This is a genomic window from Autumnicola aciditolerans (genome assembly GCF_041679265.1).
GTDB lineage: Bacteria > Bacteroidota > Bacteroidia > Flavobacteriales > Flavobacteriaceae > Autumnicola.
On the sequence record NZ_JBGFSM010000004.1, the window covers coordinates 187,621 to 205,864 of the forward strand.

An 18,244-nucleotide genomic window follows, 5' to 3' on the forward strand; every position below is an offset into this window, starting at 1 on the left:
TCGGCTATAGTCACTGTTCAGGATAATATAAAGCCTACCGTAAAAACTCAAAATATCATCGTTGAACTGGATGCTAACGGACAGGCAATTATTTCAGCAGAGGAAATCGACAATGGTTCTTCAGATAATTGCGCTATTGATAATCTTTCCCTGGATAAGACCGGTTTTGACTGTGACGATATTGGCAGCAATTCCGTAGAACTTAGCGTGACTGATGTCAATGGAAATTCAGCAAAAAAATCGGCTACGGTTACGGTTGAAGACAATATTGATCCTGAAATGCCTAATTTGACGGACATTACCTGGAGTTGCGGGATGGAAATTGAAATTCCAACCACTACAGATAACTGTTCCGGAGAAATTACAGCCACTACCACAGCGCCGCTTCAGTATGAGACTTTCGGGGAGTATATTGTGCCCTGGACCTTCGAAGATCCTTCCGGAAACAGCATTACCGTAAATCAGAAAGTCATTATCCCTGAGCCCACTGTAAATAAAGTTGATAATATTAACGTTTGTAATGGAGAAAATATTTCCGGTATTAATTTTACCGCCAGCAATGTTGCAGGCACCCAGTACAAATGGACAAACAGCCAGGCTTCGATCGGGCTTGCGGCAAGTGGAAGTGGTAATATTGCTTCCTTTTCAGCCGTTAATAATTCCAGTGAAATTGTAATTGCAGAAGTCACCGTTACTCCCGTGGCAAACAACTGCGAGGGAGTTTCTAAAACATTCACAATAACCGTAAACCCTACTCCCACGATCACCAAACCTTCAGATATTTCGATTTGTGCAGGGGAAACTGTGGAAGAGATAAAATTTCCCGGCGCTGCTGTTAGCGGAACCAGCAAAAGCTGGACAAATGATAACACCAACATTGGCCTGAAAGCCAATGGGAACGGCAAGATTAATTCCTTTACTGCCACCAATACTACCAATGAAAGTATTTTTGCCACTATTAGCGTTACGCCTTCTGCGAACGGATGTGAGGGAATCCCGGAGAGTTTTACTATTGAAGTTAAACCAGAAGCAAAGGTAGAACCGCTTGAAGATTTTACCTTCTGTAACGGAGTAGCCACAACGGCTATTGCGCTTATCGGCCTTGTTGCCGGGACAAAATTTGATGTGGAAGGTGGCGCATCTATAGGCCTTTCCAATAAAAGTTCGGTTACGGAAATTCCTTCTTTCACTCCTTTTAACAACAGCGCGAGTCCTGTAACTGCTGAAATAAGGGTCACTCCTAAAGCGAACGGCTGTACAGGAGAACCTGAGATTTTTAGCATTAGCGTAAACCCTACCCCGAATATTTCAATTTCTCCCGCGAGCCAGGCGCTATGTTCCGGGGAGACTACCAGCATAACTTTTACAGGTGCCGTAGCGGGGACTTCCTATAACTGGACGGTTTCAGAAATTATTCCGTCAGGCAGCATTACTGGCGGCAGCGATGGCAGTGGAGATAAATTAGAACAAACCTTAAGGAATACTACCGGCTCCCCTGCTAAAATTATATATAAGGTGACGCCGGAGGCAAATGGCTGCACAGGAACGCCAATTCCGGTAACAGTTACGGTGAATCCATTGCCGGAGCTATTTATCACTGATCCTGAACCTGCATGCTCACCCGCCATCGTAGATTTAACAACTCCTGCCATCACAGAGGGTTCTACCCCGGGATTAACTTTTACTTACTGGGAAGACCAGTCGGCCACCAGGCAATTACAAAATCCAGACGAAGCGGGGCCTGGCACTTATTATATCATGGGGGCCACCAACAAAGGATGCTCGGTTATAAAACCGGTTACAGTAACAGAAAATCCCACGCCACAGCTTAGCAGTGCTACACAGGTAGCCGGCTTTTGTTCGGGAACCGAATTTAATTATGAATTCTCCAGTGATGTGGCAGATACACAGTTTAACTGGAGTAGAAAGGCCATAAGCGGAATTTCCACCCCTGCAAATAATGATACCGGAAACATTTCAGAAGTTTTAGTGAACACCACTACCAATCCTATTGAAGTTATCTATGAAGTCACGCTTATCAGTCCTTCAGGTTGCATCAATTCTGCGGAAGTAAAAACAACGGTAACCCCCGCTCCCCTCTTAAGCAGCACCACCGCTGCAGGTTCTGTATGTAGTGGTACAGAATTCAATTACACTCCAACGAGTGAAACCTCGGGCACCGTTTTTAATTGGACCAGGCCTGCAGTAGAAGGCATAAGCAATCCTGCTGCAAACGGTACCGGGAGTATAAATGAAGTGCTGGAGAATACTACAAACCAGCCTCTTGGGGTTACTTATCAGTATACATTAAGCTCCAATAACTGCGAAAATCCACAGGTTTATAATGTTACCGTGACTGTTACACCTGCCCCGGATACGGAAGTTTCTGCAGCAAAAAAGGACGGGACTACCTCTTCAGAAGAAATAGAAATTTGCGTGGGGGAAAGTATCGATCTTTTTTCAGAAACATCCTTTCCTTCAGATATTTCCCTGCCGTCAGAAATTTCGAACAGTAATTTTAACAATGGTGCCCAGGGCTGGACCACGGAACAGAATAACAACAACCGCAGTTGGAATCTCGCTGATAACGGAGAAGTTGCTTATATAGATGAATGTGAATGGTGGGAAGAATTGTGGTTTGGCTGCGTAGAAGAAACCGTGAATTTTCATTCTAACGATAACAGCCGTTTTTATCTGGTGAACAGTAACCAGACCAACGGCTCCTTTAATAATGTTTCCCTTATAAGCCCTGTTTTTAGCACCGAGGGCTACAACTCCCTTGAACTATCTTTCTGGCACGTGTACAGGGATGGTGGCGGCGGTGGCTGGGGAAGCGATGATAGGGGATATCTTGAATACAGGACCCAAAGAAGTAACGGCAGCTGGCGCAACTGGACAACGCTGGATGAATATCGTTCTTCTGAAGGGGAAGCCGATGATTTTGCCAACCGTACTTATTCTTTATCCAATCTCATTAGTCAGCGTGGGGTACAAATAAGGTTTAGATATGATGGTGCCAACCAGGATTGGTATTGGGCTGTAGACAATGTTAATATTACCGGAGATGGCGCGGGAGAACCCCAGGTACAATGGACGGCAGATACCAATGACTGGACTTCCAACCAACAAAATCCTGAAGACATAACCCCCAATAAAACTACAATTTACACAGCTACTTATACCGATCCTGATACCGGTTGCCCTGGTAGTGCTTCAGTAAAAGTTATTGTAAGACAGCCTCCAAATCCTTCTATAACTGCAAATTATTGTGGCGATTCAAAATTTATTGAATTATCTTCAGATAACGAATACAAATCTTACTTATGGGAATCCGGAGGGGAGGTTTTAGGTTCCGGAAGAACTTTAGATGTTGAAATAGCTTCCACCTACACCTTAACCGTGACTGATGGATTTGGCTGTGTTGGAACAGGCTCTATAAACGTTTCCCGGGAACTTATTGTAAACGGTGATTTTGAAAATGGTGCAACCGGCTTTTATACCGAATATCGCAATAGAACCAATAATGGTGACCTTTATCCTGAAGGAGATTACGCGGTAGATACCAATGCCAGCGATTATCATGGCGATTTTAGTGGTAGGGACCACACCTCGAGAAATGGCAATTTTATGATCGTTAACGGCCATCCGGGTTCCGGGAAAGTAATCTGGAGACAGACCATAGAAGATATTCAGCCTAATACCAATTATTATTTTAATGCCTGGGGAATGAATGTTAACCCAAAGACTCCGGCAAGACTGCAGTTTAGGGTGAACGGCCAGGTTACCGGAACTGTGGCCGATTTGCGCGATGTGCCGGTGGGGCAATGGGTGAAATTTTATAGCAATCCGTTCTGGAATTCAGGAAACGCCACCAGCGCCACGCTCGAAATAATAAACCTCGAAACTATAAGAAACGGGAATGATTTTGGGCTTGATGATATTTCCTTCGGAACATTGGAGCCAATTATTTTTAGCATAGATCCATCTAATAATTCTGCCATTTGCGAAGGTGATAACCTTGAGCTTTATGCCAATATTAAAGGCGGGCGGGAGCCTATTGAGTTTGAATGGAGCGACCCTGAAGGTAATGTAATTTCTACGGAAGAAAATCCTGTGCTGGGAGGATTAACTTCAGAAAACGCGGGGATTTATACTTTAAAGGTAACCGATTTTTACGGTTGTGCGCCCCAAACCGCAACTACAGAAGTAAACATTATCCCTCAAACCGAAGTTGATGCCGGAGATGACCTTACGGTTTGTGCTGAAAATACAGAAATTCAGCTTGGTGGGAAAGTTTCAGGTTCTGTTAACACGGGCTACTGGAGCGGCGGGAATGGAAGTTATAACCCTGGTGCAAATGTTTTGGATGCAATCTATACTCCTTCGGAAGAAGAAATAAGCACAGGCATTATTTCATTAATATTGAATTCAGATAATCCTGATGCCCCTTGTGAGCCGGTTCAGGATACATTGAATATCACCATTAATCCAAGCCCTGTAATTGAAAATATCCAGATTGTTCCACCTTCCTGTTTTTCCGGCAGTAATGCTACGGCCACGGTGAGCATGAGCAGCGGGAAAGAACCTTTCACCTATTTATGGAGCGATGGTCAAACCGGCCCTACTGCCACAGGATTGGGAAAAACAGAGGAAACTGACAATCTTTTTGTTACCGTTACCGATGCGAATGGTTGCTCGGTATCTTCAGAAAATATCATTATAGAGGAGCCGGCTCCTTTGGAAATTGTTGCCACAGAATTTAGCGCGGTAACTTGTTTTGGAGCAAATGATGGTACTGCAACTATAGAAGTTTCAGGAGGTTTTCTAGTAGGAAGCAGTCCGCAATACAATTTTCAGCTTTTAGACAGTGAGGGAGCAATGGTTTATACCGAAGAAAACGTGACAAACACAATTATTACTGTTCCCGGTCTAATTACCGGAAATTACACGTTTAGCGTGAGCACCCCCGCAAACTGCACCAGCATTACTTCTAATATCACCATTACGCAACCCGAAGAGATTATTGCAGATGCCGGGGAACCGGAAATTCCTGAACAATGCGGCATCACCAGCATTCACCTGAATGCAGTTCCAGTGGACGAAAACCTGGGAACCGGCGAATGGCATATTATTTCAGGGCAGGAAGGCAGTTTTGAAGATGCTTCTCTTCCTAATACGCTTTTCTTCGGAAAACCGGGTACCGTCTACGAACTGGAATGGGTGGTAACGCCTTCCAATTCCTGCCCGGATTTTACTGATACCATTACTGTTGAATTTCCTGAATCCTGTAGTCAGCTGGATTTTGATGGAGAAGATGATTATGTTGACCTCCAGGATGAAACTAAAATTGACGACGCCTTTTCTATTGAAGCATGGGTAAAACCGCATACTCTTAAAGGCATTAATACAATTATTGCTAAAAGAGAGCGCGACAATCTCGCTGCAGGAGGCTTTGACCTTATTATCAACAACGGCAAACCATCTTTTAGAATAAATAATAAAAGTATTGTGACCAGCCAAAAGATTTCTACAGAAAGGTGGTTTCATCTTGCCGCGGTCTTTGACGGGTCTAAGGTTTTCCTTTATGTAGATGGCGTGGAGATGAAAACCGGCAATGCTTCAAAACCCAAAAATGTAGAAGCTCCCATGCTCATAGGGGCTATGTTAGATGCCTCTTCTACTCCTACAGACCTTTTTCACGGCTGGATTGAGGAGTTAAGGATATGGAATAAGGCACTTGCGCCGGAACAATTGAGGTTTATGATGAACCAGCGGCTGGAAAAAGTGGGGAATAATGGAATCCGCGGCAGTGTGCTTCAGGAGAAAGTTGATATTCCCGGCACCCTTGAATGGAACAACCTTAGCGCTTATTACCAGTTAATAGCAGATCCGGCAAAATTTATCAATGGCAAAACTGAAGACCTCAGCAACTCTGAAAATCACGGAATTCTGAAGAATATTCAAAGCCTTCAGGAAAACACTGCCCCCCTGCCCTATGTCTTATATAACAGTAACAAAGAATGGTACAGCAAATCTACCTGGCAGCTACCTCAACAGATCAGTGGAAAAACTATAAGCCGGAGAGATGTCTGGGATGCCCCGAACAGCCTTGGCATAGATAATCAAACCAAAATTGACTGGAATATTGTTAAAATTGAAAACGATATTTATAATCCCGGCACGCCTAATAACAAAAATAGTATCACGCTCCTTGGTCTTTTATCTGAAGACGGAAAGTTTGATATGCAGGGAGAGAACAATCATAACGGGAGCGGCCTTACCATCACTCATTATCTGAAGCTTAACGGGATAATTGACTTAAATGGTGAATCACAGTTAATACAATCTGAAGGAAGTATTCTCGACCCTGAAAGCAGTGGTTACATTCAGCGGGACCAGCAGGGGACACAAAATAGTTACAACTATAATTACTGGAGTTCCCCGGTGAGTGAGAAAGATCAACCAATAAATTCAGGATATAGTATTTCAGCAGTTCTGCATGATGGTACGGACCCTTCTAATCCAAAACCAATTTCTTTTGAATATCCGCGTACCTATGCAGATGGCAATTATTCAGGAAATTTAAGAATAAGCTCCTACTGGCTCAATATTTTCCATGGCACCGCAGATGAATATGGGGTGTGGAAGCAAATAAATGCTACAACTCATCTGGAACCCGGCACAGGTTACACGATGAAGGGAACTTCGGGTTCAGCAAAAATAAAAGATCTTCAGAATTATATTTTTGAAGGAAAACCTAACAATGGAACTATAAGAATTCCTATTTCCCAGAACGAAAATCGCCTCGTGGGAAATCCTTATCCTTCAGTTATTGACGCCAGTGAATTTATAAAAGACAATCTTAAAGATATAAATGGCGGGCGTAATAGCAAGAATATCTTTAATGGAACTTTATATTTCTGGGACCATTTTGGGCAGGAGGACACCCATGTCCTGGCAGAATATATTGGGGGTTACGCCGCGTTTAATCTGGCAGGTAGTGTTCCCGGGGTATCCAACGACAGAAGGATAAATTCTAATGGAAACAGCGGCACCAAGCTGCCAGGGAACGGAATACCTGTGGCGCAGGGATTTTTTGTAAATACTATTATGGATCAAACGGTGACAACAGACATTACAGTTTCCGGGGGAGAGGTGGTATTTAAAAACAGCCAGAGAACCTATGTAAGGGAGAACCCCGGAAATTCCCAGTTTTTAAGGCCGGAGAATTTTGGGAAGCAACAGAAAGAGATGGCGGAAGATACCCGGACAAAAATAAGGCTGAATTTCGTGTCGCCTACCGGCTATCACCGGCAGATCCTGGCCACGGCAGATGTCGAGACCACAAATGACTTCGACCTGGGATATGACGCCCCAATGATGGATTATAACGCCGAAGATATGTTCTGGATGATCAAAAACGGCGAATTTGTAATCCAGGCCGTGAAAGATTTTGGATTGAAAAGAACACTTCCGCTGGGGCTATATATAAGTGAGGAAAAGGAATTTGAAATTTCTATTGAAAGCCTGGAAAACCTACCTGAGAATTTTGAAGTTTTCATTAGAGACAACGAGACAGAAACTTACCATAATTTATCTGAAGAAAAGTTCACTGCCAGCCTGCCGCCGGGATATTACACCACCAGGTTTGATATTGTGTTTTCTGATGCTCAGGAAGAAGAGCCGGGTGAGGACACAGCAGAAGAGGGAAGCGCCGGAGGAGATACCCGTGAAGATGCAACTACTGCAAAAGGCATTAAAATAACTTACAATCATGACTCGCGCAATTTAAGAATTGACAATCCTGAAGCCCTGGAGATTTCTGAAGTGATGATCTTTGACCTTAGGGGAAGACTGGTGGAGGCTTTTGAAGCCTTTCCTTCTGAAAAACGATTTTACCTCCCGGTAAAAGATTTTAGTTCAGGAATTTATATTGTAAAAATGATTTATGACAAAGGCATCAAAAATATGAAGATCATCATTAGATAAGTGTATGGTTACTTGAAGCAAACTCTTCTTTACTACTGATAACTAGAATATTAAAACATGCATTTCATCGATTAAATTTGCCTTTTAACTTCTTTTGTACGTATTTTGTTTCCTATTTATTTCATATAAATGCGTATGGGCAAAATTACTCCCCGAATGAAGGCGGCGGGAATTGCAATATTTTTAGTCTTTTTCATTTGTTTTGTATCACCGGCAAAAAATCTTTTTTCCATCAATCCTTCCTATAAGGAATTTGGTGGAAAAGAAATCTCTTACGCCAAAGATGAGCTGGAAAATCCTCAGATTACCGCCCCGGCAGATAAAACCGTGAGTACCGGCAACGGCAGTTGTACTGCCACTGGCATATCCTTAGGCTCGCCGGCCATCACCGGGGAATATGACAACCTAAGACTGGAAGTAAATGGCAGTGAAATTAACCCAAATACGTTCTCCTTTCCTTTGGGGTCAACCGAGATTACATGGATTGTTTCCACTACTGCAGGAGTTACAGATTCCGATATTCAAATTATTACCGTTGAAGATAATATCAATCCCACTGTAATTACCCAAAATATAAGTATTTCCCTGGATGCTTCAGGAAATGCCGCCATCACCCCCGCTGATGTTGATAATGGTTCAAACGATAACTGCGGAATTAAAAGCTACTCTTTAGACAAAGAAAATTTCAGCTGTGCTGATGTGGGGACAAAAACCGTAACGCTGACAGTGACTGATAATAATGATAATTCTGCTACCCAAACGGCTACTGTTATCGTTGAAGATACTATCAATCCCACAGTAATTACCCAAAATATTAGTATTTCCTTGGATGCTTCAGGAAACGCTGCCATTAATCCCGCTGATGTTGATAACGGCTCCAACGATAACTGCGGAATTAAAAGCTACTCTTTAGACAAAGAAAATTTCAGCTGTGCAAATGTGGGAACAAATACCGTAATGCTGACGGTGACCGATAATAATGAAAACCAGGAAACTGCCACAGCTAAAGTTATTGTTGAAGATAATTCAGCCCCAACAGTAATCACAAAGGATATCACTATTCAACTGGATGCTTCGGGAAATGCTTCTATTACTCCCGCTGATGTTGATAACGGCTCCAACGATAACTGCGGAATTAAAAGCTACTCCTTAGACAAAGAAAATTTCAGCTGTGCAAACGTAGGAACAAACAGCGTAACGCTCACGGTGACCGATAACAACGGAAAAACATCTTCAGCTAACGCCACCGTTACCGTTGAAGATACTATTGATCCCACAGTAATTACCCAAAATATTAGTATTTCCCTAGATGCTTCAGGAAATGCTGCCATCACCCCCGCTGATGTGAACAACGGCTCAGATGATAACTGCGGAATTCAAAGCTACTCCTTAGACAAAGAAAATTTCAGCTGTGCTGATGTGGGGACAAACACCGTAACGCTAACGGTGACCGATAACAACGGAAAAACATCTTCAGCTACCGCCACCGTTACCGTTGAAGATAAAGAAATACCAGTGATAACCTCGGCTACAGCAATTGTGGTAGCAAATGATACTGGAAAATGCGGCGCCAGTATTAACATTACTCCCCCGGCAGCTACAGATAATTGTACTGTAGGCAGCCCTTCTGGCAGCAGGAGCGATGGCAAGGCCCTTACGGGGAGATTCCCGGTAGGAACAACAGAAATCACCTGGAATGTAAGTGATGCAAATGGAAATAACGCGGACCCGGTTATACAAAAAATTACCGTGGAAGATAAAGAGGCTCCGGAATTACCAACCATAGAAAACGTAGTTTCCGGCTGTGAATATACGGCCACCCCTCCCGTAGCAACAGACAATTGTTCAGGAGAAATAACCGCCACAACTTCTAATGCCCTTACGTATTCTGCAGCAGGGGAGCATACCATCACCTGGACATTTAAGGATGATGCAGGAAATGTTTCCACTTTAGAACAAGACATAACCATCAGCCCTCTTGGTGCTGAGCTGGAAGTTGCCAATGTGAGCTGCCATGACGCTAATGATGCCAGTATTGAAGTGATGTTTGCCTACGGGGGACACGATACTTTTGAATACAGTATAGACGGCAATACCTGGCAAACCAGCAACAGCTTTACTGCTCTTAGCCCGGGCAATTATAATGTCCAGATGAGAGACAGCAGCGAACCCGCCTGTAGTTTAATTCTGGACAGCGATTTGCTAATCACCGAGCCCGAAACCCTTGTTGCAACTATAGATACCAAAACAGATGTTCTCTGTAAAGGATTCGCTTCGGGTGAAATTTCTGCCTCGGCAACAGGAGGAACAGCGCCTTACACTTTTTCCTGGGGTTCCTTAGGCTATGGAGAACATAAAACAGATCTTCCCGCCGGAGAATATCAGCTTACCGTAATAGATGCCAATGGATGCGAAACAGCACCTGTTTCTGTAACTATTGCTGAACCCGATAGTTTTATAGAGATTACTGAAGTTTCTTCTACTTCTGGATGTTTTGGCGCCAATAATGGTACTGCAACGGTAAAAGCAGTGGGTGGTACCGGCGAATATTCCTATTTGTGGGAGGATGGACAAACCACCCAAACAGCCACAGGACTGGCTCCCGGAGAACACACTGTAATTATTACAGATGGGAACGGTTGCGAAAAGGAAAGAATTGTGACCGTTTCCTCTCCCGCAAAATTAGAGATTAGTGGTTTTTTAACTACAGAAACCACTTCTTATGGCTCTGCTACAGGTAGTGCGACAGTACAGGTTACCGGCGGAAGCCCGAATTATTCCTTTAAATGGTCTGACGGGCAGACGGGCCAAACCGCGAAAAACCTTGCTGCAGGCACTTATTCTGTTACAGTGACGGATCAAAATGGTTGTACTGCAACTAAATCTGTTGTGGTGGTAGACAGCCTTGATGCAGAAATATTACCTACTTCAATTTGTGAAAGTACCAATAATATAATCAGAACTTCTTCATTTACCATTGTTGATGGAAGTGCCAGGGGAGGTACTGCTCCCTATAAGTACGAATGGACGTTTAAAGGTGATGCTTCCATCCCCAACTATACTGGATTACAAACTCCTAAAATATATTATCAAACCATTGGAGAGAAAGAAATAAGCGTTAAAATAACCGATGCCAATGGCCTAAGCCTCACAAAAACCATAATTCAATATGTAGGAGGCTGTTTTAGCACAGATTGTGGCTCTAATGACTTGAAAGCAGAAGATTATTATATTGGAGATGACAGCGGTACACCCATCACTGCTGAAAACTGCGGAAGTTCTGATGATAAGTTTATTTATATCTATATTCCCTCTAATCCCGATCGTTATTCCCTAAGTGTTGAATTTATATATTCCATTGAAGATATAGAAACAGGAGAAATACAAAATTTTAAGGAACTGGGTTGCTTTTATGAAAAACAGGCTATACCCGACAGGGCCCAAACCTTTAAAATTGACTATTCCTGTGGAAATATTGTAAAAATTGAAGGGATACGGTTCACCTTCAGCAATAAGAAAAACGATGAATGCGGCGAGGGGAATAAACCCAAGTGTTACTCCACCAATAATGAAGCTACTGTTTTTTCCCCATTGTATGCGGTAGCATTTGCAAACGAGCTTTTATGTAATGGCTCTGAAGACGGTAAGATTACTATAAGGGCATCAGGGGGCGTTTCGCCATACCGTTATTTCCTAAATGGAAAGGAATACTACAATAATACTATTGAAGGGCTTCCGGGAGGCACTTACAATATTGAGGTAAGGGATTCTGATGGAGAAAGTCATTTTATGACCAGGGAAATAAACCAGCCTTCTAATCCCCTTGAACTTAAGCTTGTGGAGCAAACAAATGTCACCTGTTTTGGAGGTACCGATGGAAGTGCTACTGTTGCAGCAGAAGGCGGTACAAGAGCAACTTCAGGAGATCCTTACATCTATGTGTGGGATAATGGACAAACCGGGCCAACGGCTACTAATCTGGAAGCAGGGGAACATGATGTGCGGGTATTAGACGCTAACGGCTGTGAAACCTGGATTAGCGTTACAATTACTCAGCCGGAAGAACTGATTGCTGATGCCGGCCCAGACCAGGTACTTAGCTGTGGAATCACAACAACCCAGCTTGAAGCAAGCCTTCCTGCGGAAAATTCAGAAGAATTTACCGGGGAATGGAGTATTGTAAATGGACCTGCAGGTGGAAGCTTTGCAGATGCCACAAATCCTGCCAGCATATTCACCGGTTCTCAGGGAACTTATACCTTGAGGTGGACGGTTGACTGCGGAAAATCTGATGATGTAAAAATCACCCTTAGCAACTGTAATACGATAGATTTTGATGGAAAAGACGATTATATCATATTTGGCGATACCTTTAATCACAGCGCAAATTTTTCTCTGGAAGCCTGGATTAAATTGTCTGCTGAAGCTGATTCGGGTATAAAAACAGTATTATCGAAGCGCAACACCAAAGATTTTAGCAGCAGTGGTTATGATCTGATTATAGACAACAGAACACCTAAATTCCGTTGGAATGGTAATGTTTTGGCTTCTTCAGATCCTATTGGCAGCGGCAGGTGGTACCACCTGGCTGTAATATCCAGAGGAGACGGCAAATATTTGTATGTTGACGGAATTAAGGTGGGAAACAACGGCTCCACGGCTGCACCAGCGTCCAATAACTATCCGTTTATAATGGGTGCAATGCACAACTCCGATTCTCCTGAAGAGCCTTCTAACTACTTTCATGGTTGGATTCAGGAGGTAAGAATCTGGGATACTGCTTTATCTGAAAATCAGTTGCACTTTATGATGAACCAGAAACTACAGCAAAACGGGGCTAATATAAGAGGAGAAATAATTCCCCTTGATGTTCCTGAAGGTCTTAAATGGGAAAATTTAAATGGATACTATCAACTTGAAAAAATAGAAAACGGCTACACTCCAAACAAAGCTTCTTTGGCAGTGAAAGGAAGAATGGTAAATATTACCACCAGTGAGGAAAGAACTGCTCCACTCCCCTATATTTCTTCCCGTACAGGATACTGGTACAGCAACAATACCTGGAAGAGGCCTCAGGTATGGGACCCGCCAAACAGTAACGGTATTAACGGCGAGACCATTAAATGGAATATCGCCAGTATTTCCCATACTATAAATTCAGGAGATAAGGATATTGACCTGTTGGGGTTACTTTCAGAAAGCAATAAATTAACTATGGCCAATCCCAACCAGTCCCAAAATGAATTTAATTCGGGAAAAAACCTAAAGATTTCCCATTACCTGAAACTCAATGGCGTCATCGATTTGGTTGGGGAGTCCCAGCTGGTACAGGAAGAGGGAAGCGTACTGGAAAATGCCAGTACAGGATATCTTGAAAGGGATCAGCAGGGAACTGCTAACAGTTTCAATTATAATTACTGGACATCTCCCGTTAGTATTCGGGGGACCAGCAATAACTCAGGTTTTACCATTGCTGAAGTATTGCGGGACGGCACTAATTCAAAAAACCCCATCAGGCTATCCTTTGGCCAGGATTATACCTTTGCAGACAAAAGCTATTCCGGAGCAAAAAGAATAAGCACCTATTGGCTATACAAATTCGAAGGAACTGCCGATTCCTATGGAGAATGGGATTATATAGGGCACGAAGGCCATTTGGCAGCCGGAGAAGGCTATACCATGAAGGGGACTTCAGGAGACGTGGAAATTTCCCAACGGCAAAACTATGTCTTTACAGGAAAACCCAATAATGGGGAAATAAAGATAAAAGTTTCAGAAAATGAAAACAGGCTCGTAGGAAATCCCTATCCTTCAGCTATAGATGCCGAACAGTTTATAAGGGACAACCTTAAGGATGTTCCGGGAGGAACAAACAGCAGAAACATTTTTAATGGAGCGCTCTATTTCTGGGACCATTTTGGTAAAAGGGACAGCCATAACCTGGCCGATTATGTGGGGGGATATGCTACTTTTAATTTAGTGGACGGAGTTCCGGCAATCTCTACAGATTCACGAATTAATGCTACTGGGGATCAGGGGGATAAACGTCCTAAAAAATATATCCCTGTTGCGCAAGGATTCTTTGTGAACACCATTATTGATAAAGCAATAGCTGAAGAATATGAAATTGAGGGCGGAGACATCCTTTTTAAGAACGGGCAGCGGATTTCTGTAAAGGAATCCAATGAAGACTCCCAATTCTTAAAACCGCTACACCTTACAAAAGGGAACAAAGCGCAATACAAAAAAGACGAACGTTATAAAATCAGGCTTAACTTTTCATCTCCAATGGGATATCACCGGCAAATCCTGGTAGCAGCTGATGATCTTACTTCTAATGGATTCGACCTTGGATATGATGCCCCTATGATTGATTATAATATTGAGGATATGTTCTGGTTAATTAATAACGGGGAGTATGTAATCCAGGCGGTGCCGGATTTTAATCCAGGGCAGGTGCTCCCTATTGGCCTTGCTATAGACCAGGAAGGAGACATTGAGATAGAAATCGCTGAACTGGAAAATGTTCCGGAAAGTATGGAAATTTACCTCAGGAATAAGGCAGACAGTACTTACCACGACCTGAGGGCCGCAAAATATAAATCCTCAATTGAGCCCGGCTACCATACCAGCCTGTTTGAACTGGTTTTTGAAAAACCCAAAGAAAGCACAGAAGAAGAAACCCAGGATCCTGATAATGCTGAAGAAAATGAAGAAGATAACTCTGAAGGACAAGAACAGGATAATGTTGGAACTCCTGAAGAAGGATCAGAAGGCACTGAAGAAGAATCCGGCAATCCCGATACAGATACTCCGGTTGAAGTTCCGCCTGGTGAACCAAAAGATTTTATCAAAGAGCTTTCCGCAGATTATATGATGGATACCAAAGAGATCATTATTAACAATCCCGCAGAAACAAAAATAGATGAAATCCGCATCTATAGCATTAACGGCAAACTCATTGAAAGTTTTAAGGACCTTCCCGTACAACAGGAAATCCATCTCACCGTAAGCCGCCCTGTGAGTACTGCGGTTTATGTGGTGAAAATTTATTCTGAAAATAAACTCATCAATAAGAAGATGATCATAAACAATTAAAAAATAGAGGCTGCTTCAAAAGGCAGCCTCTCTTTTTTAACCTTTAAACTTTAAAGGCAGGTGAACCACTTTTTTGGTATCAAAAAAATCTTCTTCAAAATAACCAGACAGTTCATAGATACTTACCGTCTTATAAGGCTGGAGTTCTTCTGAAAGGTCCCCTCCTTTTAAATACAATATGCCATTTTTTAGCTCGTGACTGCTCTTTTTGGCAATTTTCCCTTTGGTCCAGTGAACAAAAGTAGGCATTGATGCCACAGCCCTGCTCACAATAAAATCGTATTTGCCGCCTACTTCTTCAACCCTTGCATTGGTAATTTTTACATTCTGAAGGTCGAGGCCTGTGGATACTTCTTCCACTACTTTTATTTTTTTTCCTATAGAATCCACAAGATGAAAATTGGTTTCAGGGAATAAAATTGCGAGCGGAATTCCGGGAAAGCCACCACCTGTTCCCACATCAAGAATATCTGCTCCAGGATAAAAGCTTTGCACCTTTGCAATCCCCAGGGAATGCAGTACATGCCTAAGGTAAAGCTCATCAATATCCTTCCGGGAAACCACGTTAATTTTCAGGTTCCAGTCTTTGTAAAGCTCTTCCAGTCTTTTAAATTTTTCAACCTGATCTTTGCTGAGATCAGGAAAATATTTATGTAATAATTCCAAAGTCTTTAATTTTAAAAGCAAAAATACATAAACACGGCCTAAAAGTTGCTCATTATATTCTTTTGAACTATATAATATTCTACCTTTGAAGATCAAAGTACAAACAATGGATTTCACCCAAAATAACATAAGATTCTCACGGATCGATTCAGCAAAATTTTTCAGGACCCTCAACAAAAGGGTGAATTCTTATTTTAAAGAAAACAACATTAAAAAAACCGGCAACTGGAAACTTCATCTCAAAACAGCGGTGATGTTTACCATTTTCCTTACCCCTTATTTTCTAATTATGACCCTGGAAATTTCCCAGTGGTGGATGTTACTGCTTACCATAGTTATGGGTGCTGGAATGGCCGGAGTGGGCATGAACATAATGCATGACGGGAACCACGGCTCTTATTCTTCAAAAAAATGGGTGAATAATTTTATGGGAGGTACCATTTACATTCTCGCCGGAAATGTTTATAACTGGCAGGTCCAGCACAATGTGCTTCACCATACCTATACTAATATTCACGGGCATGATGAAGACCTGGATGCAGGAAGGGTAATACGGTTTTCAAAACATGCCAAATGGGAACGCTTTCATAAATTTCAGCATTATTATTCTGTATTTCTTTACGGCCTGCTCACTTTTAATTGGGCCTTGACGGTAGATTTTAAACAAACAAAGCGATACCTTAAACGCAAACTCGCTTATGGAAAATTGCCAAATCCCGTTACCCAATGGAGTATTATTGCGGTAACTAAACTTATTTACACCGCGATTTGGATTGTATTGCCTATGATTATCCTTTCAATCGCCTGGTGGAAAATCCTTCTTGGTTTCTTTATAATGCATTATACCGCCGGACTCATTTTAAGTATGGTATTTCAGCTGGCCCACGTGGTAAAAGAAACAGAAATGCCGCTGCCAGATGATACGGGGTCTATGAAGAATACCTGGGCTATCCACCAGCTTTTTACCACGGTGAATTTCTCTACTAAAAACAGGATTGTAAATTGGTTCACCGGCGGACTTAACCACCAGGTAGAACACCATATTTTTCCGAATATAAGTCATATACATTACACCAAAATTTCTAAAATTGTGAAACAGACTGCTATAGAATGCAATCTGCCTTATAACGAATACAAAACCACACGCGCAGCTATAAAGGCCCATTTTGAATATCTTAAAGAGATGGGTTCAAAACCTGCAATTTCCAGTTAAATAATCATTATTAATTAATTAAAATGCAAGAACAATTATCAAACAGGATTAACAATCTGGCAACGTCCCAAACTTTGGCAATGGCTGCAAAAGCGCGTGAATTACGAGCCGAAGGAAAGGATATAATTGGCCTTAGCCTTGGAGAACCAGACTTTAACACTCCAGATTTTATTAAAGAAGCTGCTATTAAGGCTATTAATGAAAATTACAATTCCTATACCCCGGTAGATGGTTATGTGGAATTAAAAGATGCCGTTATTACAAAATTCAAAAGGGATAACAACCTTACCTACAACCATTCCCAGGTTGTGGTTTCCACAGGAGCCAAGCAGTCTTTAGCCAATGTGGCCATGGTTTTGCTGAATCCAGGAGATGAAGTGCTCTTACCCTGCCCTTATTGGGTGAGTTATGCTGAAATTGTAAAACTGGCAGAAGGGGTTCCTGTTGAAGTACCTACAACGGTGGAAACCGATTTTAAAATAACACCGGAGCAGCTGGAAAAAGCGATTACGCCAAAAACAAAAATGATTTGGTACAGCTCGCCCTGTAACCCCAGCGGAATGGTTTACACTAAAGAAGAACTTAGAGGCCTTGCCGATGTACTGGCAAAATATCCTGATATTATAGTGGTGAGCGACGAAATTTATGAGCATATTAATTATGTAGGAGGACATGCTTCCATGGCCGGATTTGAAGATATGTACGATCGTACGGTTACCGTAAACGGAGTAGCTAAAGCTTTTGCCATGACGGGGTGGCGTATTGGTTATATTGGTGCTCCTGCCTGGATTGCCCGTGCCTGCAACAAATTACAGGGCCAGATCACCAGTGGTGCAAACTGTATTGCACAGCGTGCCACCATTACCGCGCTTGAAGCTCCCGTGAGCGAGATTAGTTATATGGTTGATAAATTTAAATCAAGAAGAAAACTGATCATTGACCTGCTGAACGAAATAGACGGCTTTATAACACCGGAACCACAAGGAGCCTTTTATGTATTTCCTAATATTTCGGCTTTCTTCGGAAAAACGATTAAAGGTCATAAAATTGAAAATGCCACAGATTTTTCCATGTTCCTTTTAGAAGAAGCCCTTGTGGCCACAGTCACCGGCGATGCTTTTGGAAATGCAGATTGTATAAGAATTTCTTATGCAGCCAGCGAATCTAAAATTGAAGAAGCCATGAAAAGGATTAAAGCAGCGCTTTCTGAAGCATAAAAAGTAGAAAACCTGATAGTTATAAACCTCACATTTCTCAAAGACCTGTGAGGTTTATTTT

At 42.4% G+C, this 18,244-nt stretch carries 5 protein-coding genes; 4 read left to right on the forward strand and 1 reads right to left on the reverse strand.

The window, feature by feature from the left end:
* Both AB8M93_RS05660 and AB8M93_RS05665 read left to right on the forward strand, forming a co-directional pair.
* On the forward strand, nucleotides 1–7,989 hold a 7,989-nt coding region (locus AB8M93_RS05660), incomplete at its 5' end, for a DUF8693 domain-containing protein (RefSeq protein ID WP_373056604.1).
* A gap of 135 nt (nucleotides 7,990–8,124) precedes the next feature.
* Nucleotides 8,125–15,087 carry a DUF8693 domain-containing protein gene (locus AB8M93_RS05665; RefSeq protein ID WP_373056605.1) on the forward strand — a complete coding sequence of 2,321 codons (6,963 nt, stop codon included), beginning with the start codon at nucleotides 8,125–8,127 and terminating at the stop codon, nucleotides 15,085–15,087.
* Nucleotides 15,088–15,123: 36 nt separating this feature from the next.
* Here AB8M93_RS05665 and rsmG read toward each other — a convergent pair whose 3' ends face one another.
* Entirely contained in the window at nucleotides 15,124–15,753 is a 630-nt protein-coding gene (gene rsmG / locus AB8M93_RS05670) for a 16S rRNA (guanine(527)-N(7))-methyltransferase RsmG (protein ID WP_373056606.1), read from the reverse strand.
* A 106-nt stretch (nucleotides 15,754–15,859) separates the two neighbouring features.
* Here rsmG and AB8M93_RS05675 point away from each other — a divergent pair, with 106 nt between their 5' ends.
* Together AB8M93_RS05675 and AB8M93_RS05680 are read left to right on the forward strand one after the other, a co-directional pair.
* A complete protein-coding gene (locus AB8M93_RS05675) occupies nucleotides 15,860–16,966 on the forward strand; it encodes a fatty acid desaturase family protein (RefSeq protein ID WP_373056700.1) in 1,107 nt (368 codons plus the stop codon).
* A gap of 23 nt (nucleotides 16,967–16,989) precedes the next feature.
* Complete coding sequence (locus AB8M93_RS05680) at nucleotides 16,990–18,183, forward strand: pyridoxal phosphate-dependent aminotransferase (protein WP_373056607.1); 1,194 nt, start codon at nucleotides 16,990–16,992, stop codon at nucleotides 18,181–18,183.
* The last annotated feature ends 61 nt before the right edge of the window (nucleotides 18,184–18,244 follow it).